Here is a 21,585-nt window from a genome sequence, read left to right as displayed (position 1 = left end):
GCAGCGATGGCGGCGCAAAGGCGTGCCGACGAGCTGGAGATGGCGTGCCGCTACGTGGTCGCCGAGCGGCACCCTTGTGGACCTGGGACGAGGACGAGCCCCGCATCCGCCCCGACCGCGGCTACTTCGAACGCTCGCACGTCAACGACTCGTTCCCCGCCCGCGGCGCGGTGGAGTCGCAGGCGACCTTCGCGGAGATCATCAACGCGGTCCTCGCGACAGACCTGGAGCTACGACACGTCGCAGAGTACGCCGAGCCTTTCTGGCGACCGGGAGGCGTCACGGCCGCCGCGTGGCAAGGACAGCTGCCGAACGCGTTCGCGCTCGTGGCGCAGCGGAGGGGCGCGAGCGCTCGGCTTTAGAAGCCATTCGCTCATGGTTTATGTGTGCGCGGTGGGGCACTCTGCAACCGCCGGCCGCCAGCGTGCCAGGCACGTACCACCGAACTGCGCCCCCTGCGAGGCCATCAAACCGTGCGCGAAGCCGTAAAAAGCTTCTGAAAACCACAAAAGCCGCAGCCGGCGCGGCCAAGCCGCTCGCGCACCACACCGCCCCGCGCCGCTCGAGCAGCCCGCTACTCCCACCCCGCGCGGTCGGCCTCGCGCAGCAGGTCCTCGGCGACCGTTCTGGTGACGCGCGCCAGGCCGGGGGGGTCGAAGAAGTGGCCGCCGGTGATGGTGTCGAGGGTGAAGGGACCGGTGGTTTCGGTGCGCCATTCGGCCATGCGGGTGGGTGGGCCTTCGACGTCGTCGAGGCCTGCGAAGGCTCGGATGGGGAGGTCGAGGGGTTTTTGTGGTTCGAAGCGGAAGGTGTCGATCAGTTGGAGGTCTGCGCGCAGTGTTGGCAACAGCATCTGTAGGAGTTCGGGGTGTTCCAGCACTTCGGGTGGGGTGCCTTCCATGCTGGTGAGGTAGGCGACGAGTTCGGTGTCGGCGAGGTTGTCCCAGTCGGTGCGGCCTTCGACCAGTGCTGGGGCGGCTGCGCTCGCCAGGTATAGGGCCAGTGGGAGTGGGGCGTCGGTTTCGCGGAGGGCGTGGGTGAGGGCCCATGAGGACTTGGCGCCCATGCTCAGGCCGAAGAAGGCGTAGGGGCGGTCCAGCCAGGGCAGGATCGCCGGCAGTAGGGCGTCCACCAGATCGCGCATGGTTCGCAGCGGTGTTTCGCGGAACCGGTCGGCGCGTCCTGGGAATTGGACGGCGACCGGTTCGATCTCCGGGGGCAGCAGTCGCGGCCAGTCGCGGAATAGGGCCGCTGTGCCGCCCGCGTGGTGCAGGCAGAACAGCCGGACGTCGGAGGAGCTGCCGCGGCGGAAGCGTTTGAACCACCGGTCGCCGTCCTGTGCGTCGCCGATCCTCGTCTCGCCGCCCATCAGACCCCCACGTCCGCGCCCAGCATCCCGATCAGTTCCGGAGGCGCGTCCAGGAACCGGTGATGGTGTCCTTGGAAGACCTCGAAGACGGTGCTGCCGCAAGCCGTCCAACCTGCCATCCGGTCCGCCGGGACCTCAGTGTCCTGACTCCAGCCGATCGCGGTGATGGGGCAGGACAGCCGCGGCGGATCGGGCACGATGTAGCGCTTGCTGACGTCCACATCAGCGCGCAGCACCTCGGCGTAGATCGCCAGCAGCTCCGGATGCGGCTGCCCACCCAGGGCCCTGATAGTCGTCGCCAGCTCCTCGGCCATCTCCTCCTGCGCCATCCCCAGCATCCGCCCAACCGGTCCGTCCTGGGGTGCGACTTGGGAAGAGACGAACAGCCGGCTCGGCGCGGGCAGTCCGGCCAGCGCCAGCTGCACCGCCGCCTCGTACGCCGCCAGCGCCGACCAACAGTGCCCGAACAATGCGAAGGGTACGTCCAGATACGGCGCGATCCCCTCGACCAGCGCCGCGCCGAGCTCCTGGAACGAGCCCGGCATCGGCTCGCCGAGCCGGGTCTCGCGGCCGGGGAGCTCGACCGGCAGGAACTCCACGGCGCCGCGTCCGCGCGGCCAGTTGCGGTACAGCCCGGCGCCGCAGCCCGCGTAGGGGATGGCGAAGACGCGGGCGGCTGCCGCGGGCGACGGGGCGCGCGGCAGCCAGCGGGACTTCGCGGCGGCGGGGCGGGACCCGCCGCCGGAAGCAGAGAACGCCGCGGGCTTCGGGGACATCGCGGTCACCCGCGTCTCACCGCGCGCTCAGCGGCCGCAGGTCGGTCCAGTGCTCCTCCACGTACGCCAGGCACGCCTCACGCGTGTCCGAGCCGTGGACGCCGCGCCAGCCGGCCGGGACGTCGAGGTGCGCCGGCCACAGCGAGTGCTGCTCCTCGTCGTTGACGAGGACGAGGAAGGTGCCCTCGGGATCGTCGAAGGGGTTCATGGTGTCGGCTCCTGTCGGATGCGGGGATGGTCGGCACGGGCGCGCTCGGCGTCGAGGCGCACGCGTTCGGGGGGATAGACCCGGCGCAGCAGCACGCCGGTCAGGGTGGTGGTGACCACGGCCATCACCACCATCAGGGCATTGAGTCGGGCGTCGAGCACGCCGGCCTGGACGCCGACCGACAGCGCGATCAGCTCGGTGAGCCCGCGGGTGTCCAGCAGCACGGCCAGGACCGCGGAGTGCCGCCGGCTGACCCCGAGGGCACGCGCCGCGCCGAAGCCGCCGAGCAGCTTGCCGCCGATCGCGACCAGCAGGATCAACGCCAGCTCGCCGACGTCGGTGCCGTCGAGGTGGCGCAGATCGACCTTGAAGCCGGCGACGATGAAGAAGACCGGCAACAGCAGCAGGGCGCTGACTTTCGTGATCCACGGCAGGGCGCGCTCACGCACCGCCGCGACTCCTTCGCGCGGCAGCACCACGCCGAACAGGAAGGCGCCGAAGATCTGGTGCAGTCCCATCCGGTCGGTCGCCACCGCCGAGGCGGCGAGCCCGACCGCGACCGCGGCGAGCACAAGCAGGTTCGCGGGCCGCGTGACGCCCTGCCCGGTACCGTCATGACGCCGCGCATACCGCGCCGCCCCCGGACGCACCACACCGACCATCACCGCGAGATACGGAACCACCCACAGCAACCGCCACGGATGCCCGTCCGCCCGCGCCAGCGCGACCGAGATCACCAGCAGCGTCCACGCCAGCACGTCGCCGAACGCCGCGCACGCCATCGCCAACCCGCCGATCGGCGTCCGCAGCAGCTTCTTGTCGGTGAGGATGCGCGCCAGCACCGGGAAAGCGGTGACCGACATCGCCGTCCCCATGAAGAGCACGAACCCGGCGTGGTGCGTGGTCGGATGATGCCGCACCAAATAGAGCGCCAGCAGCACACCGAACCCGAAGGGCACCGCGATCGCGCCGAGCGCGACCGTCGCAGCCGTCCGCGCCTGCCCGCGCAGCAGCCGGTGATCCAGCTCGACCCCGATGCCGAACATGAACACGCAGACGCCGACGTTCGCGACGTCCGACAGCGTCGGCCGCACAGCGGCGGAGAAGACCGTCGAGCTGTAGTGACCGAGCAGCGTCGGGCCGAGCAGGATCCCGCCGACGATCTCGCCGATGACAGCAGGCTGATCCAGTCGCGTCGCCGCAGCGCCGAGCAGGCGCGCGACCGCGATGATCAGCACGAGGTCACCGAGCAGGACCGGCAGATGAGCGGGAAGGGTCACCGGACCGCCCCGAACAGCTCGCCGACGCCGACCACCGCGGGCTCCGGACGCAGCACGGCGCTCCCCCGCACCAGCACCCGCTCCCCCAGATCCTCGACCTCCAGCCGTCCGCCGCGCGCGCTGGGCTGGATCGCGGTCAGCCGCGCCCGGCCGAGCTTGCGCGCCCAGAACGGCGCGAGCTTGCAGTGCGCGGTGACGCAGACCTGGTCCTCGTTCACGCCGTAGCAGGGAAAGAAGGTCCGCGAGGCGAAGTCGACGTCGGAATCGGAGGCGTCCCGTGCCGTGACCACGTTGCCCCGGTACGGAAGCCGTCCCAGCGCCTCGAAATCCGGACGCACCGCCGCGACCGCTTCCGGCGACTCCAGCTCGACGAGCACGTCGTCGCTGGACAACGCGCAGCCGACGACACCGATCCCGGTCCCCTCCCCCACCCGCAGCGCCGCCAACAGCTCCGGCGGCGGATCGCAGGGCACTGGCGGGTCGGCGGGCAGGTCGATGGCGACAAGGCCGTCAGCCCACTGAGTGAACAGCACGCCGTTGGCGGAGACGAACTCCAACCGGTCGACGCCGGCGTTCTCCGGCAGATCGGACAAGCACCGGGTGCTCGCGATCGTCGCGTGCCCGCACAGGTTGATCTCGGCGTGCGGGGTGAACCAGCGGATGCGGTACACCGCGGGCCGCTCCGGGTCCGGCACCACGAACGCGGTCGTGGGCACGGCGATGCGGTGCGCCGCGTCCTGCATCACGGCGGCGTCCGGGAACTCCGGACACACCGCGACGGCGGCCGGGTTCCCGGCGAACCGGGCGTCGGCGAAGGTGTCAACGATGGGAATAGGTCGGTTCATCGGTCGGGGAACCCTCCCAGCTCCGGAAGAGGCGGTCGATCGCCGCGCCCACGCCCCAGACCTCTTGGTACGGCGGTCCGCCGTCCCGGCCGGAGTCGATGTCGCGCTGGCGGGCATAGGCGGCCGTCGTCCACTCCGGGGTGGACGGGTACCGGTGGTGGTAGTCGTGGTTGGGCAGGTCGCCGACGATGACCAGCAGCCTGGCCGGGACGTGGTAGCAGAGTGTTGCGACGCTCCAGCGCAGCCACTGCGCGCTCTGCCGCGCCAGCGGGGTGTGCCGGGCCGGGACCGGGGCGCCGCAGAACCGCGCCGAGGTGTTGGCGGCGGTGTAGAAGCGGTGTCCGTACTCGGGGACGCGCGGCGCCAGCCACTCGTGCTCGCCGAGCCGGTCCAGCAGCGCGGACAGCTGCGCGAACAGGATCACCGGGATCACGAACGCCAGCAGCAGAACCCAGCCGCCGTGCGGCGCCCAGAACGGCACCGACAGCCATCCGCCGAGCCAGATCAGCACGCCGAGTTTGCGGACGCGGCCGTTGACGATGTTGCTGCGCAGCCGACCGTAGGCGTTGCGGCCGTAGAACGCCGGGGAGAAGAACACGATCCACGCCCGGCGCCACAGCTGGTCCCGGCTCATCTCCGGACGGAAGCCGAGTGCTTCCAGGAACTGTACCGGCGGATCGGCCTCGGTGGCGAAGATCTCGCGCCGGTGGTGGTTGTCGAAGTGTTCTTCCTTGAACTCGCGGAACGTGTGGAAGACGCTCAGGACCGTGACGGTCTCGCCCCAGAACCCGTCGCGCGCCGCCGTGCCGGAGAACCGGCGGTGCAGCGCCTGGTGGGCGATGACGAGCACCATCATGCGCGCGCCGCACACGGTCAGGAACCAGCCGGCCAGCAACGCCAGATACCAGTAGGGATACTCGGCTGCCACAGCGGTGGCGCTGACCGCCAGTCCGCCGAGGAACAGGGCCAGCGTCAACGTCAGGTAGCTTGCCCAGGTGTGCCGCAGGAGCGGCTTCTGGCCTGGCAGAGCCTTGCCGGTCTGCCAGGTCCAGAAGTGCTGCGTCCATGCGGGGAAGCGGAGATAGGTCGCCCGCACGTCGGTCATGATGCGATCCTCAGGCCGGCGTTCCGGTGGTCCCCGACGCGTCCGCGGCTCCGGCTGCTCCCGCCGCTGCCGCCACTCCTGCTTCCGAGGCGAGGCGGTCGAAGAACTCGGTCCACAGCTGCCACATCCGGTCGGCGGCGTCCAGCACCGCCTGCTCTGCCTCGGGCGTGAAGTCCGCGGTCAGCGCGTGGTTCGCCTCCTCGACGTGATCGGGCTCCTGCATGATGTGGATGTCGACCCACTCGTTGTCGGTGACGCCGGTGGTGCGCTGGATCGCCTTGCCGATGGAGGAAACCATGAGCAGGTCGGTGGTCTCGGTGGCGAAGATGAAGCCCAGGGCGGACTCGCGTTGCTCCGATGCCGAGCGGTAGCCCTCGACCAGCGCGGCGGTCTCCGGGTAGGGATCGGTGCCGGTGACCTTGGCGGCGCTGAAGCCGCACTTGTCCATCGACTCGGTGTAGATGATCTCGTGGGCGCGGTCCACGCGCCCGCCGCCGGTCTCCTGGTTCAGGATCGCGGTGATCGCGCTCTTGGAGGCGATGTCCGGCAGGACCGAGACGCAGCGCGCCAGGAAGGTGGGGAAGTAGTGCAGCGGATGCCACCACTGCTCGATGAGGATTTCAGCCTGCTCCTTGGAGAACTCCGCGGTGTCCACCGCGGCGAAGAACCGGTGGTCGCAGAAACTCTTGTAGACGGGGCTGTCGGCGAGGCGGTCGCCGAACGACGTCGCGGTCATGCTTGTCCACTCCCTGAGGGTCGCTCCAATGTGAAGTACCGCCGCAGCTCCTGCGTGTGCGGAAGGACCGCCGGGTCCGGGCAGGCGCGCGCGAGCGCGGTGAGGGTGTCCCAGACGAAGTGCTCGCCGCCGTCGCGGCGGAAGTGCTTCTTGACCAGGACGGAGAAGATCTCGCTGAACGTGTCCATGGTGAGGACGTCGGCCAGCCGGGCCAGCGCGGCGCGTTCGGCGTCGGACAGCTGCGGCCGGTCCACCGCCGAGGCCGCCGGGACGCCGGCGCCCTCGGGCTCGCCGGGCACGGTGACCAGGGATCCGGCACCGGGGCGGTCGGCGAAGTCGAAGATGAGATGGATCCGGGGCTCCTCGGCGAAGGAGACGACGGAGTGGATGCGGGAGGCGTCGAAGTACCAGAGCTCGCCGGCGCGCATCCGGTAGACGACGTTGTCCTCGCTGAAGAAGCACTCCTCGTGGGTCGCCAGCGGGATGTGCAGGCGGTGCGCGGAGCGCTTGTCCTCGGGGATCTCCTCGAGTTCCAGGAAGTCGCGGTGCGGGACGATGACGCTCTTGGCGAAGCGCGCCAGGCGGACGAAGGTGAGCCGGCTCAGGTCCACCGAGGTGCTGATCAGCTCCTGCAGATACGGCATCTGCCGTCCGTAGTCGGTGAAATCAGAGCTCTGCCGGTAGTCGTAGTCGGTGAGCAGACCGTCCCCGGCGTCGCCGCCGGCGGAGTAGAGCATGGCGCTCTTCCACGGTCCGCCGATCAGGTAGTTGCTGTAGGCCTCGGAGTAGTTGAAGGAGGCGCTGGTCTCCAGGTCCTTGGCCAGGCGTCCCTCGTCCAGCTCGAGAGCGGCCACGTACTGCGTGCGCATCGCTTCACACCGCCATCCGGTCGAGCGGGGTGAACCGGTCGCCCCACGCGTTGTGTTGTGCGAGCCGGTTGAGCCCGTAGTCGTCCTGTCCTGCGACCAGCACGCAGCCGTGCCGCGCCAGGTCGAAGTGGTGTCCGAACTCGTCGAACCCGGTCATGCCGCCGTAGACGCGGACGTGCGTGGGGACGACGCGGATCGCGTGCCCCATACGCTGCCGGTTGGCGGTGTTCGGGCGGGAGCCGTGGATGGTGCGCGCGGTGAAGATGATGAACTGCCCGGGGCGCATTTCCACGTCCCGGACATCCTGCGCGTCCGGGTCCCAGTTCTTGTCGATCTTGATGTCTTCGTAGTTGTAGCCGAAGAAGGAGTTGTCGCGCGCCGCGCCGTTCCACTTCATCGGCGCGTGTTCGTCGTAGCGCCACTGCCGGTGGCTGCCGGGGATCAGCCGCATGCAGCCGTTCTCCTTGGTGGCCTCGGTGAAGGCGACCCAGCACGTCAGCTCCATCGGCACGCCGTCGGAGTGCTCGGTGGCCTCCAGCATGCCCTCGGAGGTCTCGCCGATGGCGTAGGTCTCGACCTGATGCCAGCCGGTGCCGGAGTCGCCGGGGTTCTTGGGGAAGAACTCGGTGCGCCAGCACAGCACGTCCGGACCGATCAGCGCCTGCATCCGGCGGACCATCTCCGGCTCGGTGATCAGGGAACTGAGTCCGGGGATGTCCAGGTGGCGGTCGTAGTTCACGGGGTTGTCGAACACCTTGCGGGCGCTCTTGGCGGGGTCGAGCAGCGCCTTGCGCTGCGTCTTCCACCACGCGGTCATCTCCTCGGGCTCCCAGAGCGTGAACGGTCCGATGAACCCCTGCTCGGCGAAGGTCTTCCGGTCGGTCTCAAGATCCATGCGTCCCACTCCCCGCCGCGCCGACGCGCTCGAGCGCGGCATCCAGTGCCCTGGCCGTCTCGGCCCCGTCCTCCGCCCTGATGCACGCCCAGTGGCCGCCGGGGACGGCGACCGTCCGGAACGCGCCGCCGGCCAGGCTGCGGATCGCCCCGGCCAGCGCTTCCTGCCGATCCGCCCCGGACCCGGAGGCCTGGAACACGTCGATCGGGCCGTCGTGGCGGCGCGCCTGGTAGCGCATCGCAGCCCACATACACGCTCGGGCGGTGTCCAGCGCGGTCCGCAGATACGTACTTGAGGCGCCGGGGGCGATCGGCGCGCCCATGAGCTGGAGCCAGGTGTCGCCGGATGTCAGAGCCGTGAGATCGGCGGAGGTGGTCCCGGGTGCGTCGAGCAGCGTCACCACCTCGTCCAGCACGCCCAGGAACGGCGTGTCCGCCAGCGGCAGCCCGGTGATGGGGTCGATCACCGGGTTGGCGTCGATCAGCCCGAGGAAGTCCACGCTCGCGCCGGCCGCGGTGAGCTGCCGGGCGACTTCGAAGGCGAGCACGCCGCCGAAGGACCACCCGGCCAATAGAAACGGCGCGTCGGGCTGGATGACCAGCAGCTGCTCGACGTGCACGCGGGCGATGTCCTCCAGCGTGGCGCCGTACTCCGGCGGCGCGCCACTCCAGCCGACGCCGAGGACGCGGACCGGGGCACGGCTGGCGCGGGCCAGCTCGCGGTAGCAGATCAGCTCGCCGCCGAGCGGGTGGAACAGGTACAGACTGCGGCCGGACGGTCCGGGGCGCAGGGTGACGATCTGCGAAGCTGAGCTGCGTGAGGATCCCGCGATCAGTGCCGCTCCTGTCGCGGTCGCAGAGCCCTGCGAGCCGAGAGCTTCGGCGAGGTCTTCGACGGTGCTGTATTCCAGGAACAGCGACAACTCGACCGGGCGGCCGAGCATCTGCCCCAGCTCGGCGGCTACCCAGGTGGCGAGCAGGGAGTCGCCGCCGACGTCGAAGAAGTCGTCGTCGGGGTCGAATTCGTCGTGGCCGAGGACGCGGATCCATAGAGCGGTGATGAGGTCGGACAAGGGGAGCTGGTCGGGGTCGGCAGCGTCGGCGGCGTCGGAGGAATCGGCGGCGTCGGGCAGCGCGATCTCGGCGAGCGCCCGGGTGTCGACCTTGCCGGTTCCGGTGCGCGGCAGTGCGGGCACGGTCAGGTAGCGCGAGGGCACCATGTAGGCGGGTAGCAGTGCCCTGGCATGATCGCCGATCTCCCGCTGCGAGACGGCGCCGTCGGTCTGGAGGTATCCGACCAGGATCGAGATCCCGTCCTCGATCTGCCGCAGTCCGACGGCGGCGGCCTGGACCCGCGGGTGGCTCGTCAGCGCGGTCTCGACCTCGCCGGGCTCGACGCGGAACCCGCGCACCTTCAGCTGACCGTCGGCGCGGCCGAGGAATTCATAGGTCCCATCGGCGATGCGGCGCACCAGGTCACCGGTCCGGTACCAACGCTCCCCCGGTGCGTCGGCGCCGGGGTCGGCAACGAAGCGCTCAGCGGTGCGTGCCGGGTCGGCGAGGTAGCCGCGCGCCAGACAGGGTCCTGAGACGTAGAGTTCGCCGACCTCGCCATCGGGCACTGCGTGCAGCCGCTCGTCGAGGACATGGCAGGCGACGCCGGCGACCGGGGCGCCGATGCCGGGGACGTCCGGCCAGGCGGCGCGGTCCTGCGGCAGGGTCTGGCTGGTGACCAGGTGCGCTTCGGTGGGTCCGTAGTGGTTGTCCAGACGGCAGTGCGGCAGCGTGGTGAACAGGTCGCGGATCGCGGGGGTGACGACCAGGCGCTCGCCGGCGGTGACGACGTGCTCCAGGCTCTCCGGGACGATCGCCAGCCGCGCGGCGGTGACCGCCATGAGCTGCAGGGCGACGTAGGGCAGGAAGAGGCGCTGGATCCGCTCCTTGACGATCGTCTCCAGCAGCAGCGCCGGATCGCGCCGGACCTGCTCGCCGGCGACGACGAGGCAGCCGCCGGTGGCCAGGGTGGAGAGCACTTCCTGGAAGGTGACGTCGAAGGAGGTCGCGGTGAACTGGAGCGTGCGCAGTCCCGGAGCGCCGGAGGCGGTCTGCCAGCTGATGAGGCGGGACAGACCGCGGTGGGTCATCGCCACGCCCTTGGGGACGCCGGTGGAGCCGGAGGTGTAGAGGACGTAGGCGAGGGAGTCCGGGGTGGGTGCGGCGGGCTCGAACGCTGAGTCGGGGTCGAGGGCTCCGGTGTCCGAGGCCGAGTTCGAGGCTGAGGCTGAGCCGGTGCCTGAGTCCGAGGCTGAGGCTGAGTTCGAGTCCGAGGCGGTGCCTGAGTCCGCGGCTGAGGCTGGGGTTGAGCCCGAGGCTGAGTCCAAGGCGGTGCCTGAGTCTGAGGCGGCGCCTGAGGCAGTAACTGAGGCTGCTGATACGGCCTCCAGCCGCAGCGCGTCCACCCCGGCGGGCAGCCGGCCGGCGTGCGCCGCGTCGGTCAGCGCGACCTTCGCCCCGAGCAGTTCCACGACCGCGGTCAGCCGCGCGTCCGGCGCCGAGACGTCCAGCGGGCAGTAGACGCCGCCGGCGGCGAGCACCGCCAGCATCGCCACCACAGTGTCCGCCCCGCGCTCCAGCACGACGGCGACCGGCTGCTCGGCGCCCACGCCGTGCTCCCGCAGCCGGCGCGCCAGCGTCTCGGTGCGGGCGATCAGCTCCGCGTACGACAGCTGCGCCCCGGCGCCGGCCGGGTCGACAAGCGCGGCGCGGTCGCCGTCGGCGCGCGCCACGGCGCGGACGAGGTCGTAAGGGGTCTGGTTCTGTCTCACCATCAAGCGCCCATCGGATCCGGGCACACCGCTGAAGGCGGGGTGCGGCTCTCGCACCGAAACCTATGGACGGCCGTGCCCGGACAGCAGTCACGTGAAAGAGCGACTGCCGGGCGGGGGCGGCGATTCCGTTGACTGAAAAGCCCTGACACACCCTGCGAACCACCCGGGAGCGCGCGTGAGCAGCAGCCTCCGTCCGGCGCCGTCCGAATGCGTCGGCCCGGTCGCCGTCCCCGCCTGCCCGCCGGACGTCCTGGCGGCGTGCGCCGAGGAGCTGGCCCGGCGGCTGGCGCGGCGCGTGCGCCTGATCCACGGCGAGCACGAGCGCGTGCTGCCGCCGCCGGACGCCGGTCCCGCCGACGCCGCGCTGCTGGTCTCCGAGGACGGCCGGCGGCTGTATGTGGAGTCGATGACCGATTCGGCCGACTCGCCGACCGCGCTGGCGTGGGCTCGGGCGTTCCAACACCTGCTGGCGTGTGCGATGGCCGCGCCGGAGCTGCCGATGTCGGCGCATCCGCTGCTCTCCGAACAGGAGCGCCGGCGGATTCTGTACGAGCTGAACCCGCATCGCGTGCCGCAGGTGCTGCATCGGACGATGGCCGAGCCGTTCCAGGAGCAGGCGACGCGGACGCCGGAGGCGGTGGCGTTGGTCGCCGCTTCCGGGGAGCACGTCAGCTACCGGGAGCTGAACGAGCGCGCGAATCGGCTCGCGCACTTCCTGCGTTCGACTGGCGCCGGTCCTGGCAGCCGCGTCGCGATCTGCGCCGAGCGCGGTGTGCCGCAAGTCGTGGCGATCTACGCGGCGGTGAAGGCGGGCTGCGCGTACGTGCCGCTGGACGCGGACCTGCCCGACGCGCGCCTGGGCTACATGCTCGCCGACTGCGCGCCGACGCATGTGCTCACCGATCCGGCGAGCCGGTCGCGCGTGCCGGAGGGCGGTTGGCGAGTCATCGATCTCGAAGCCGACGCGGCGCAGTGGCAGGAGCAGCCGGCGAGCGATCCGCCCGTGGCGGTGAGCGCGAATCCGGGTACTGCGATTCTCAATATCCTTTACACGTCAGGCTCTACCGGGCGTCCCAAGGGCGTCGCGTATCCGACCGATGGAGCGCTCGCACATCTGGACTGGATGCAGAGTCAGTACCCGTATGAACCCGGCGACGCCGCGGTGTTCAAGACCTCGCCGGGGTTCGACGTCTCCATTTGGGAGCTGTTCTGGCCGCTGTACCACGGCGCGCGCCTGATCGTCTGCGAGCCCGGCGCGCATCGCGACGCGCGGCGGCTGGCGCGGCTGGTCGAGGAGCACGGTGTGACGACCGTGTTCTTGGCGCCGACGGTGATGACGCCGTTCCTGGAGCAGGTGGATGCCTCGGCGGCGCGGCTGCGGTGGGCGTTGTGCGGCGGGGAGCCGGTGACGGCGCGGGTCCGGGACACGTTCTACCGTGCGCTTCCGGACGCTGTGCTCGTGAACTGCTATGGCCCGACGGAAGCCGGGACCGTGACGGATATGGCGCTGGATCCGGATCCCGGCGTGCCGGTGCCGTTGGGGCGTCCGGCGGCGCACTTCCGGTTGAGCGTGCTCGGCGAGGATCTGGAGCCGCTGCCGGTGGGGGTGGCCGGCGAGGCGTATATCAGTGGTCCGATAGGGCTGGCGCAGAGCTACTGGCGCGCGCCGGCGCGGACCGCGGAGCGTTTCGTCGCCGACCCCTATGGACCGCCGGGTACGCGGATGTACCGGACCGGCGACCTGTGCCGCTATCGCGACGACGGCGTGCTGGAGCATCTGGGGCGCATCGACCGGCAGGTGAAGATCCGCGGGCTGCGGGTCGAGCCGGGCGAGGTCGAGTCGGTGCTCGCCGCCGATCCGGCGGTCGTGGACTGCGCGGTGGCTGTCCACGGGACTCAAGGCACGCACGGAACGCCTGCGCGGCTGATCGCCTTCGTCGTACCCGCCGAACCGGGGACGTTCGGCGAGGCGGAGGCGGCCGAGGTGCTGCGCCGCGCCGCCGCGCTCCTGGCCGAACACATGCGGCCCGAGCGGCTGGTCGCGGTCCCGAGGATCCCGGCGACGGTCAACGGCAAGGTCGACACCGCGGCGCTGCTGGCGGTGTGGGAGGGCTTCGCCGACGGCGAGGAGCGCGCGATCGTGCCGCCTGCGGACGAGTTGGAGGCGCGGCTGGTCGGGATCTACAGCCGGGTGCTGCAGTCCGGTCCGGTGAGCGTGCTGGACACCTTCGCCGGGCTCGGCGGGCACTCGCTGCTGGCGTTCACGGTGATCGACGCGTGCGTGGCCGAGCTGCGGGTCAAGCCGGAGGTGCTGAAGCTGCTGACCGGAAGCGTGCGCGAGGTCGCGCAGTCGATCCGCGAAGGACACGCGGAACCCGCCGAACCCGCCGCCCCGAATCCTGGATAGATCGGAGTACACCACCATGCGCACTGACGAAGCCGGCTTGCTGGCCGAGCCCGAAGCCGACACCGAACCCGAGTTCCACTACGACCCGTTCTCCTACCAGGTCCAGAAGGACCCGTATCCGATCTACGCCTGGATGCGCGAGAACGCGCCGGTCTACCACAACCCCGAGCGCAACTTCTACGCGCTGTCCCGGTACGCCGACGTCGACGCGGCGCTGCGCGACCCGGCGACGTTCACCAACCGCAACGGGATCTCGCTGGAGCCCGCGCTGTGGGGTCCGCAGGCGTACAAGAACGTCTTCTTCCTCGCCCTGGACCCGCCGGACCACGGCACGCTGCGCGGGCTGGTGTCCAAGGACTTCACGCCGCGCAGCGTGATCCAGCGCGAGCAGCGCATCAGGGAGCTGTGCCGCAGGCGGCTGGACCCGCTGCTGGAGTCCGGGGACTACGTCGACTTCGCCGCCGACTACGCCGCCGCCGTGCCGAACGACGTGGTCTGCGAGATGCTCGGCGTCCCGGAGAGCGACTGGGATCTGATCCGCTTCGACACCGACCGGCTGACCAAGCGCGCCAACGAGTCCGACGAGCGCTCGGAGGAGACGCTGGCCGCGGCGTTCCGGCTCGCGACGTACTACGTGCACCTGGTCTCCGAGGTGCGCAAGCATCCCGGAGACAACCTCACCTCGCTGCTGTGCGAGGCCGAGGTCGCCGGCGGCGGCAAGCTCACCGACTCGGAGATCGTGGCGTTCCTGTTCCTGCTGGTCTCCGGCGGCAACGAGTCCACCGGCAAACTGATCGGCAACGCCTGGTACCACGGCTGGCGGCTGCCGGACGTCCAGCGCGCGGGCCTGGAAGGGCGCTTCGACGACTGGATGAACGAGACCCTGCGCTACGACTCCAGCAGCCAGATGACCTCCCGCACGGTGACCCGCGACGTGGAGATGCACGGCGTCCAGGTCCCGGCAGGCGTCCGCATGGTGATGCTCCCCGCCTCGGCGAACCGCGACCACCGCGTCTTCACCGACCCCGACGTCTTCGACATCGACCGCGACACCCGCAAGATGATCAGCTTCGGCGCCGGCCCGCACCACTGCCTCGGCGGCGCACTCGCCAAGTCCGAGATCCGCATCGTGCTCGAGGAAGCCGCCGCCGAGGTGGCCGAGTACGAGATCGACATCGAGAACGCCAAGCGCGTGCAGTCGGCGCACCAGCGCGGCTTCACGACGCTACCGTGCCGCGTGACGCGGCGGGCGCGGCGGCGGGAGACGGGGTGAGGACGCCTGCCGCAGGCGGGTGTTCTCGCTGAGGCTGCTCGTGCGGGTTCCGGCGCCCCGCTGGGTAGGGCGCCGGAGTCCGGGACGGGATGTCTCTGCCGGACCGGCCGGTTCCGTCAGCGCCCGCGCTCGGTGAACTTCTGGTAGCTGATGGCCACGTTGCAGGGCTCGGCTTCCAGCACGGTGCCGTTGCCCACGCTCGGCGTGTCCAGGCACAGGTGGCTCGCCTTGTTCTGCCAGGCGATCCAGGAGTTGTCGGAGGCGTGGTCGAAGATCGTCCACTCCTGGGACTGCGAGTTCGGCGGGGAGTTGAGGGGGCACGGCTCCATGTCGACCCGGCCCTGCGCCGGCGGCGCGGTGATGCACCGGTGCGTGTTCAGGTTGACGAAGTAGTAGGTGCTGGTGTTGGTGTCGAACTCCTCGGCCCATTGCTGCTCGTCCCCGCCGGTGCACGACCACATCTGCAGGACCGAGTCGATCTCGGTCGCGTTGTCCAGGCAGTGGCTGGAGTTGAACACCCCGATCTCCTGGAACGGGAACGGCGCGGCGCTGGCCGATCCGCTGGACACCACGACGGCGGACACCGCCGCCGCCATCGACACTCCGATCGCCGCGATCTTGCGTCGCATACGCATTTCTCCCCCTTGGTGGGCTGTGTACCGAGCTCCGTGCTCGGACGACGCTCAGCTTGCAAGGGAGGTGTCGGAACTGTCGTGTCCCGTTCCGTTGAACGGAACAGGACAAGGGTGAGCAGTGGATCGGGGCGCGGAGTCGCGCGCTAGCCCGGCAGGATCCTGACTTCCGCGCGGGGCATGCCCTTCGTCCACCAGTGCGCATACCGCTGATACAGCCCGGGGTCGCGCTTGCTCAGGAAGCGGCTCAGGGCGGCTGCTTCGGTGGCGAGGCCGGACCATGTGTCCTTGTCGAGGCTGCGGAACGCCGTTGCCTCGATGCCGCCCTCGGTGGGGCGCCAGACGCCGGCGACGTAGCCGTCGACCAGGAGGGTCGGGAGTACGTCGCCGTTGCGTTGGATCACCAGGGAGCGGTATTCGGCGGGGACGATGCGGGTGCGGTCGGCGTAGGCGAGCAGGGTGCCGTCCCACATCGGGAGGAGGCGGGGCGGGGCGGGGGTGTCGGCGTCGGGGTGATCGGAGGCGGATTGGAGGTCGGCGAGGTCGAACAGGTTCATGCGGTTCGGGCCCTTCACCGGGACGACTTCGCCGTCGAGCTCGGTGAGCGCCTGTTTGACCAGGGGCTGTCGCAGCATCGTGAATTGCGCGAAGTCCTGCGCGGTCGCCGGGCCGTAGGCGCGCAGGTAGCTGCGGAGCAGGGTGTGGACTGCCTCAGTGTGCTGCTTCGGGTCGAGTTCGCCCCTCGCCGCTTGGAAGGAGGGTGACTCGGCGCCGAACGTCCACGGTCCGCCGGTCGGCGCGTGGTGCAGCGGTGCGTACATCTTCAGCGCCCACCAGGCGCGCGGTTCGGTGACGCCGAGGCGTTCGGCGAGGCGCTTCTCGATCTCTTCGGCGCTGCGGGGGCGGCTAAGGAAACGCGCGAGGTCCGGCAGCTGCGCGTCGGCGTCCTCGGCGGTCAGACCGGTGCTCAGGAAGCGGCGGTCGTTCAGGCGGGACGCGCGCAGGCTGGCGAGCATCGCCGCGTGGAAGGCGGGCCAGTCCGCGCCGTGCACGGTGTGCAGGGTCAGCCGCATCAGCGAGGCCTTCACCACGGTGCGGTCGGCGAACGCTTTGTCGAGCGCCGCCGGGTCGAACTTCGCCAGGCGGGTCCACAGCGCCAGGTACGGCGAGGCCGGCTCTTGCGATTGCAGTCCGCCCAGGCGGCGCACGGCCTCGGCGGGGTCGAGCCGCTCGCGCCGCAGCAGCAGCTGCCGCTGGAGGGTCGCGCGATTCAGTTCCCGGTCGGTCAGGCCCATCGTGTCCCTCGCGTGTCGTCGCGCCGGCGGCGGATCCCGGTGGCGGTCCCCGGTGGCGGATCCCGCCGATTCCGGGCGTGAAGCTACGGATGAGCGGCACTTCTGTCATGTCGCGCGAACAAGGACTGTACCGGGCCGAACCGGACACGGCACCCTGGCCACCGATGACCAGGACACCGATCACCCCCCTCCACCTCGCGATCTCCCGGATCGCCGCCGAGCACCCGGACGCCCCGGCCGTGCTGGGCCTGGACGGGACCGTGCTGAGCTACGCGCGGCTGGACCGCGCCGCCGACGCCTGGGCGCGCGAGCTGCGCCGCCGGGGCGTGCGCGCCGGGGACCTCGTCCCGGTGCTGATGACCCGCTCCCCCGAACTGCCGCCGGCGCTGCTGGCGATCCTGAAGTGCGGCGCCGCCTACGCCGCGCTGGACCACCGCTGGCCGGACGCGCGGATCGCCGACGTGCTGGCGAAGCTGGGCACGTCGCCGGTGGTGGTCGGCCCGGACCATCGGGAGGCGGCCGAGCGGCTGGGGTTGGATGTGTGGTGTCCGCCGCCGTTGGCGGGCGCGGGAGCCGCGGACTCTGACGATCAGGCCACCGTCGGGCTCGAACACACCGACGCCGGCGCGACCGCCTGTGTCTTCTTCACCTCGGGCACGACCGGCGAGTCCAAGGGAGTCCTGTCGCCGCACAGCGCGACCATGCGGCTGTTCGATCCGACGGGCACGATGGCGTTCACGCCGGGCTGCGTCACGCCGCTGTCGACGTATCTGACCTGGGATGTCGCCGCGTTCGAGCTCTGGGGCGTGCTCACTTCGGGCGGCACGTGCGTCCCGGTCGCCGACGACTTCCTCACTCCGCACTCGGTGACGGAGCTGATCGAGGTCCAAGGTGTCAATACCCTGTGGCTCACGACCTCCCTGTTCCATCTGCTGGTCGACGAGGACATCGACTGCTTCACCGGGCTGCACCGTCTCTACGTCGGGGGCGAGCGGATGTCGCCGGAGCACGCGCGCGCCTTCCTGCGCCGCCACCCCGACATCGAGTTCTACAACTGCTACGGCCCGGTCGAGGTGTGCATGGTGGTCACCACGCACCGCGTCACGCTCGCCGACTGCGACGACGAGCGGGGCATCCCGTTGGGCCGGGTCGTCCCGTACACCGAGATCCTCGTCATGGACGGCGACCGGCGCTGTGAGCCCGGCGAGCCCGGCGAGATGTGCATGGCCGGCGCCGGAGTGGCCCGCGGCTACCTCGCCGATGACGCGCTGACCAAGGCGAAGTTCACCGAGGTCCAGGACGGGGACCGGAGCGTCCGCGTCTATCGCGGCGGCGACATGGGCACGGTCGACGAACAAGGACGGCATTTCTTCCTGGGGCGCACCGACCGTCAGATCAAGCTGCGCGGACACCGGGTCGAACTCGACGGGATCGAGGCCGAGGTGCACGCCGCCGCGCCCGGCACGGCCTGTGCGGTCGTGGCGCTGACCGGGGCGTCCGGCGGTTACGAACACCTGGCGCTGTTCTATGCGCGGCCGCCGGATGCCGTCGACCACGGACCAGACCCGCTCCATCTGCGCGCGACGCTGGCCACTCGGCTGCCGGGGTACTCCGTCCCGGACACCGTGGTCGCGCTGGACCGGTTGCCGTTGAACGTCAACGGCAAGATCGATCGCGCGACCCTGATATCAGAGCATTGGGGGTCGCGGCAGTTGCAGCTTTGATATCCCGGATTTGCGTGACATCCGCGCAGACGGGGTCTCTCGTAGCGTGCAGTCATGGCCCACGTTTCGCAGGCTCACGACCAAGCCGGAGCGGCCGGCGCGGTACCGCCGCGCACACCGTACGAGGAGGCCGTCGCCGCCATCTGGCGCGACATCCTGGGCCGCCCCGACGTCGGCGCGCTCGACGACTTCTTCAGCCTGGACGCCACCTCTTTGCAGGCGATCCAGGTCGTCTCCCGCATCCGCAAGACGCTCGGCGTGGACATCCCGGTCAAGGACGTCTTCCAGGAGCCGACCGTCGCCGCCCTGGCCGCCCGCGTCCAGGCCGAGTCCGCCTCGCGGCGCAGTGCCCTGACGCGCCGCCCCGCCGATGCCGAGCCGGTGCTGTCCTTCGACCAGGAGCGGTTGTGGCTGGAGAGCCAGCTGCTGCCGCCGACCGCCTACAACGTGCACGGCCGCCGGCGCCTGGCCGGACCGGTGGACGTCGCGGCGCTGGAAGCCGGCGTCGCGGCGATCGTGGCGCGGCACGACGCGCTGCGGGCCCGGTTCCCGGTGATCGACGGGCAGCCGGTGCAGATCGTCGACCCGCCGGACGCGCAGTGGCGCCTGGAGACGGCGCGCACCGACAGCCTGGCGGCGGCGCTGCGGCTCGCGGACCGGCAGGCTGAGACGGCGTTCGACCTGGCGCTCGGGCCGCTGTTCCGCTGCCTGCTGGTCGCGGTGGACGGTAGTGACGGCAGCGGCGGCGGCACCAATGGCGCGACCGACGCAGAGCCCGAATACGTCCTCAGCGTCACGGTGCACCACATCGTCGCCGACGCCTGGTCGATCGGTCTGTTCGTCCGGGAACTGCTCGCGCTGTACGCCGCGGGCGGCGACCCCGAGCGCGCCGGATTGCCGGAGCTGACGGTCCAGTACCCGGACTTCGCGGTCTGGCAGCGCGCGCATATCGCCGGCGAGGAACTCACCGGGCAGCTCGCCTACTGGCGCGACCACCTCGCCGGTGCGCCGCCGGTACTGGCGATGCCGGTGTCACGGCGGCTGGCGGTCCCCGGCGGCGGCATCGAGCGGGCCCGCGCCGAGCTGACCGGCGCGGAGTCGGCGGCGTTGGGCGACCTGCGGCGCAAGCACGGCGTGACCACGTTCATGGTGCTGCTGGCGGCCCTCGGCGCGACGCTGGGACGCTGGTCCGGACGGCGCGACGTGGTGGTCGGCGTGCCGATCGCCGGGCGCGCGGACGCCGGCACGCACGCGCTGATCGGCTTCTTCGTCAACACCCTGCCGGTCCGCGTGGACCTGCGCGGCGACCCGTCGTTCGGCGACCTGCTGGCTCGGGTGCGCCAGGCCGCGCTGGACGGCTACGCCAACGCCGACGCGCCCTTCGACGTGCTGGTCAAGGAGCTCCAGGCGCCGCGCGACCCGCGCCAGACCCCGCTGTTCCAGGCGCTGCTGAACGTGATCGGGCCGCCGGAGGCCGAGACGGTCGCCGGGATCGCGGTCGAGCCGCTGGAGCTGCCGGCGTTGCCGAGCAAGTTCGACCTCGCGCTCACCGCGCAGGAGCGCGGCGGACGGCTGGGCTTCGACCTGGCGTTCAACGCCGACCGGTATCACGGCTCGATGATGCGTGAGCTGCTGGCGCAGGTGGTCGCGCTGGTGCGGGACGCGCTCGAGGATCCGGGGCGGGCGGTGTCGGAGCTCGGCGGGGCTCCGGGAGCTGCCGCCGACTCCTCCGATGCTTCCGGCTCTGCCGATGGAAACGCCACCGCAGCCGCCTGGACCCCGCATCTCGCCGTGGACCGCTTCGCTCAGCAGGCTGATCGCGTCGCGGTCGTCGGCGCCGACGGCGAACACGGCTACCGGTGGCTGGCGCGCGCCGCCGACCGGGTCGCCGCGTTCCTCGGCGCGCGGGAGGCCGAGCCGGGACGCGTGGGCATCGCCCGGCATCCCACCGCCGCGTTCGTCGCGACGGTCTTGGGCTGCCTGAAGGCAGGTCTGGAATTCACCGTGACTGAGCCTGCGGCCGGCGTCCCTGCGAGCTTCCTCGGACTATCGCAGCTCCTTGACACGGAGGAGACCGAGGGTCTCAGCACCCTGTTCGAGGACCTCAAGGAACCACTACCTGCGGCAGAATCTGAAGCCACCACTCACGAACGCGACGACTGGGCCGTGGCACGCTTCGGCTTCAGCCGTGACGATCGCTTCGCCGCTCCGGCAACGAGCCCCGGTCTGCTCGTCTCGGCGCTGTCCAGCGCACTGAGCGCGGGCGCGACGCTGGTCATGACCGAGCTGACTCCGGCGGGCGGCGTCGCAGAACTCGGCGACTGGCTTCGCTCGCAGGCGGTGAGCGTTCTCTACACCGCGCCGCCACTGATCCGCGCGCTGGCCGCTGCCGACCTGCGCCTGCCGACGCTGCGATTCGCGCTGGTCGACAACGCCGGCGACTTCCTGCCGCACGATGTCGAAGCAGCGGCTTTGCTGTCACCGGACTGCCGCTGCGTGAGCCTGTACCGGGTCGGGCAGGACGGTCGACCGGTCGCGGTCTACGCGGTCCCCGCAGACTTCACCGTCGCCTCGGCGCCGCTGCGCGTCCCGCTCGGGACCGGCGCTGTCGGGCTGCCGCATCCCTCGGGGCGTCCGGCCGCGATCGGCGAGATCGCCGAGATCCGCGCCGACGGACGGCGCACCGGCGACCTGGGCCGTTGGCGCGCCGACGGCGTCCTGGAGTACACCGGCCTGGCCGGCGCGGACCCGGGGCAGGACCTCGCCGAGGCGGCGTCGGCGTTGCGCGACGTCGCGGAGGTCCGCGACGCACTGGTCACCGAGCAGGTCGGCGACGAGGGCGACGCGATCGTGGTCGCCTACCTGGTCGGCCCGGATCCGGACGCGGGTACCTCGGGAATCCGCCGCTACCTCATCAGCAGGCTGCCGGAGTGGCTGATCCCCGGCGCGCTGGTGGTGGTCGGCGCACTGCCGCTGACCGCCGAGGGTGACCACGACGTGGCGCTGCTGCCGCGCACCGACCCCGGCGCCGCGACCGAGGTGTACGTCGCGCCCCGCACACCGATGGAGCAGCAGCTGGTGGACGTGATGGCGGCGCTGCTGGCGGTGGACCGGATCGGCGTCCACGACACCTTCTTCGAACTCGGCGGCTTCTCGCTGCTGGCGACCCGCCTGACTTCTCGCATCCGCGACCTGTTCGACGTGGAGCTGTCGCTGCGCGACGTGTTCGAGGCGCCGACCGTGGAAGGGCTCGCACAGCTCATCCTGCGAGCGCAGAGCGAGGCCTTCGGCGGCGAGGATTTGGAGGGACTGCTGGCGGAGATCACCGCTGCGGACTAAGGAGC

The 21,585-nt window shown here is 71.0% G+C and carries 17 protein-coding genes; 5 read left to right on the top strand and 12 right to left on the bottom strand.

Annotated elements, in window-relative coordinates; translation table 11 throughout:
* The first annotated feature begins 44 nt into the window (after positions 1–44).
* Positions 45–362: a hypothetical protein gene (locus tag CACI_RS17145; protein WP_143765274.1), complete on the top strand. Its 318-nt coding sequence runs from the start codon at positions 45–47 to the stop codon at positions 360–362.
* 212 nt (positions 363–574) lie between these two features.
* Here the strand turns inward: CACI_RS17145 and CACI_RS17140 are convergent, their stop codons facing one another.
* The 10 genes from CACI_RS17140 to CACI_RS17095 are packed head-to-tail and all read right to left on the bottom strand — an operon-like array spanning position 575 to position 10,910.
* Positions 575–1,369 carry a thioesterase II family protein gene (locus CACI_RS17140; protein WP_012787647.1) on the bottom strand — a complete coding sequence of 265 codons (795 nt, stop codon included), beginning with the start codon at positions 1,367–1,369 and terminating at the stop codon, positions 575–577.
* Complete coding sequence (locus tag CACI_RS17135; RefSeq protein ID WP_012787646.1) at positions 1,369–2,145, bottom strand: thioesterase II family protein; 777 nt, start codon at positions 2,143–2,145, stop codon at positions 1,369–1,371. Before CACI_RS17135 ends, CACI_RS17140 begins: the two co-directional genes overlap by 1 nt.
* 16 nt (positions 2,146–2,161) lie before the next feature.
* Positions 2,162–2,353, bottom strand: coding sequence for an MbtH family protein (locus CACI_RS17130; RefSeq protein ID WP_012787645.1), 192 nt, complete (start codon positions 2,351–2,353; stop codon positions 2,162–2,164).
* Positions 2,350–3,633 carry a cation:proton antiporter domain-containing protein gene (locus CACI_RS17125; RefSeq protein WP_012787644.1) on the bottom strand — a complete coding sequence of 428 codons (1,284 nt, stop codon included), beginning with the start codon at positions 3,631–3,633 and terminating at the stop codon, positions 2,350–2,352. The genes CACI_RS17130 and CACI_RS17125 overlap by 4 nt, the downstream gene beginning before the upstream one ends.
* Positions 3,630–4,478 carry a PhzF family phenazine biosynthesis protein gene (locus CACI_RS17120; protein WP_012787643.1) on the bottom strand — a complete coding sequence of 283 codons (849 nt, stop codon included), beginning with the start codon at positions 4,476–4,478 and terminating at the stop codon, positions 3,630–3,632. Before CACI_RS17120 ends, CACI_RS17125 begins: the two co-directional genes overlap by 4 nt.
* A complete protein-coding gene (locus tag CACI_RS17115) occupies positions 4,453–5,583 on the bottom strand; it encodes a fatty acid desaturase (protein WP_012787642.1) in 1,131 nt (376 codons plus the stop codon). The genes CACI_RS17120 and CACI_RS17115 overlap by 26 nt, the downstream gene beginning before the upstream one ends.
* Before the next feature lie 10 nt (positions 5,584–5,593).
* A complete protein-coding gene (locus CACI_RS17110) occupies positions 5,594–6,319 on the bottom strand; it encodes a TenA family transcriptional regulator (RefSeq protein WP_012787641.1) in 726 nt (241 codons plus the stop codon).
* Positions 6,316–7,188: an aspartyl/asparaginyl beta-hydroxylase domain-containing protein gene (locus CACI_RS17105; RefSeq protein WP_012787640.1), complete on the bottom strand. Its 873-nt coding sequence runs from the start codon at positions 7,186–7,188 to the stop codon at positions 6,316–6,318. Before CACI_RS17105 ends, CACI_RS17110 begins: the two co-directional genes overlap by 4 nt.
* A gap of 4 nt (positions 7,189–7,192) precedes the next feature.
* Entirely contained in the window at positions 7,193–8,083 is an 891-nt protein-coding gene (locus tag CACI_RS17100; RefSeq protein ID WP_012787639.1) for a chlorinating enzyme, read from the bottom strand.
* Positions 8,073–10,910, bottom strand: coding sequence for an AMP-binding protein (locus CACI_RS17095; RefSeq protein WP_012787638.1), 2,838 nt, complete (start codon positions 10,908–10,910; stop codon positions 8,073–8,075). The genes CACI_RS17100 and CACI_RS17095 overlap by 11 nt, the downstream gene beginning before the upstream one ends.
* Before the next feature lie 175 nt (positions 10,911–11,085).
* Here CACI_RS17095 and CACI_RS17090 point away from each other — a divergent pair, with 175 nt between their 5' ends.
* The gene (locus CACI_RS17090; RefSeq protein WP_012787637.1) at positions 11,086–13,317 is read left to right on the top strand and encodes a non-ribosomal peptide synthetase; all 2,232 of its coding nucleotides are present in this window, start codon (positions 11,086–11,088) and stop codon (positions 13,315–13,317) included.
* A gap of 16 nt (positions 13,318–13,333) precedes the next feature.
* Positions 13,334–14,590, top strand: a complete 1,257-nt coding sequence (locus tag CACI_RS17085) for a cytochrome P450 (protein ID WP_012787636.1) — start codon at positions 13,334–13,336, stop codon at positions 14,588–14,590.
* 116 nt (positions 14,591–14,706) lie between these two features.
* On the opposite strand, the gene CACI_RS17080 is transcribed toward CACI_RS17085, so the two are convergent.
* Positions 14,707–15,219: an RICIN domain-containing protein gene (locus CACI_RS17080; protein ID WP_049871611.1), complete on the bottom strand. Its 513-nt coding sequence runs from the start codon at positions 15,217–15,219 to the stop codon at positions 14,707–14,709.
* Positions 15,220–15,368: 149 nt separating this feature from the next.
* Positions 15,369–16,517 (bottom strand): winged helix DNA-binding domain-containing protein, encoded by a 1,149-nt coding sequence (locus CACI_RS17075; protein WP_012787634.1) that lies wholly within the window; start codon positions 16,515–16,517, stop codon positions 15,369–15,371.
* Positions 16,518–16,681: 164 nt separating this feature from the next.
* On the opposite strand from CACI_RS17075, the gene CACI_RS17070 reads away from it, so the two are divergent.
* Positions 16,682–18,241 (top strand): AMP-binding protein, encoded by a 1,560-nt coding sequence (locus tag CACI_RS17070; RefSeq protein WP_012787633.1) that lies wholly within the window; start codon positions 16,682–16,684, stop codon positions 18,239–18,241.
* A gap of 54 nt (positions 18,242–18,295) precedes the next feature.
* On the top strand, positions 18,296–21,580 hold the full coding sequence (locus CACI_RS17065; protein WP_012787632.1) for a condensation domain-containing protein: 3,285 nt from the start codon (positions 18,296–18,298) through the stop codon (positions 21,578–21,580).
* The last annotated feature ends 5 nt before the right edge of the window (positions 21,581–21,585 follow it).

It is taken from the genome of Catenulispora acidiphila DSM 44928, from assembly GCF_000024025.1.
In the GTDB taxonomy this organism is placed as follows: Bacteria; Actinomycetota; Actinomycetes; order Streptomycetales; family Catenulisporaceae; genus Catenulispora; species Catenulispora acidiphila.
This window is presented reverse-complemented; position numbering and strand designations above follow the sequence as displayed.

Bases quoted from the DNA above. Each gene is read 5' to 3' on its own strand.
- CACI_RS17135 (WP_012787646.1), bottom strand. From the start codon at position 2,145: ATGTCCCCGAAGCCCGCGGCGTTCTCTGCTTCCGGCGGCGGGTCCCGC.
- CACI_RS17095 (WP_012787638.1), bottom strand. From the start codon at position 10,910: ATGGTGAGACAGAACCAGACCCCTTACGACCTCGTCCGCGCCGTGGCG.
- CACI_RS17115 (WP_012787642.1), bottom strand. From the start codon at position 5,583: ATGACCGACGTGCGGGCGACCTATCTCCGCTTCCCCGCATGGACGCAG.
- CACI_RS17065 (WP_012787632.1), top strand. From the start codon at position 18,296: ATGGCCCACGTTTCGCAGGCTCACGACCAAGCCGGAGCGGCCGGCGCG.
- CACI_RS17110 (WP_012787641.1), bottom strand. From the start codon at position 6,319: ATGACCGCGACGTCGTTCGGCGACCGCCTCGCCGACAGCCCCGTCTAC.
- CACI_RS17120 (WP_012787643.1), bottom strand. From the start codon at position 4,478: ATGAACCGACCTATTCCCATCGTTGACACCTTCGCCGACGCCCGGTTC.
- CACI_RS17075 (WP_012787634.1), bottom strand. From the start codon at position 16,517: ATGGGCCTGACCGACCGGGAACTGAATCGCGCGACCCTCCAGCGGCAG.
- CACI_RS17085 (WP_012787636.1), top strand. From the start codon at position 13,334: ATGCGCACTGACGAAGCCGGCTTGCTGGCCGAGCCCGAAGCCGACACC.
- CACI_RS17070 (WP_012787633.1), top strand. From the start codon at position 16,682: ATGACCAGGACACCGATCACCCCCCTCCACCTCGCGATCTCCCGGATC.
- CACI_RS17100 (WP_012787639.1), bottom strand. From the start codon at position 8,083: ATGGATCTTGAGACCGACCGGAAGACCTTCGCCGAGCAGGGGTTCATC.
- CACI_RS17140 (WP_012787647.1), bottom strand. From the start codon at position 1,369: ATGGGCGGCGAGACGAGGATCGGCGACGCACAGGACGGCGACCGGTGG.
- CACI_RS17130 (WP_012787645.1), bottom strand. From the start codon at position 2,353: ATGAACCCCTTCGACGATCCCGAGGGCACCTTCCTCGTCCTCGTCAAC.
- CACI_RS17105 (WP_012787640.1), bottom strand. From the start codon at position 7,188: ATGCGCACGCAGTACGTGGCCGCTCTCGAGCTGGACGAGGGACGCCTG.
- CACI_RS17080 (WP_049871611.1), bottom strand. From the start codon at position 15,219: ATGCGACGCAAGATCGCGGCGATCGGAGTGTCGATGGCGGCGGCGGTG.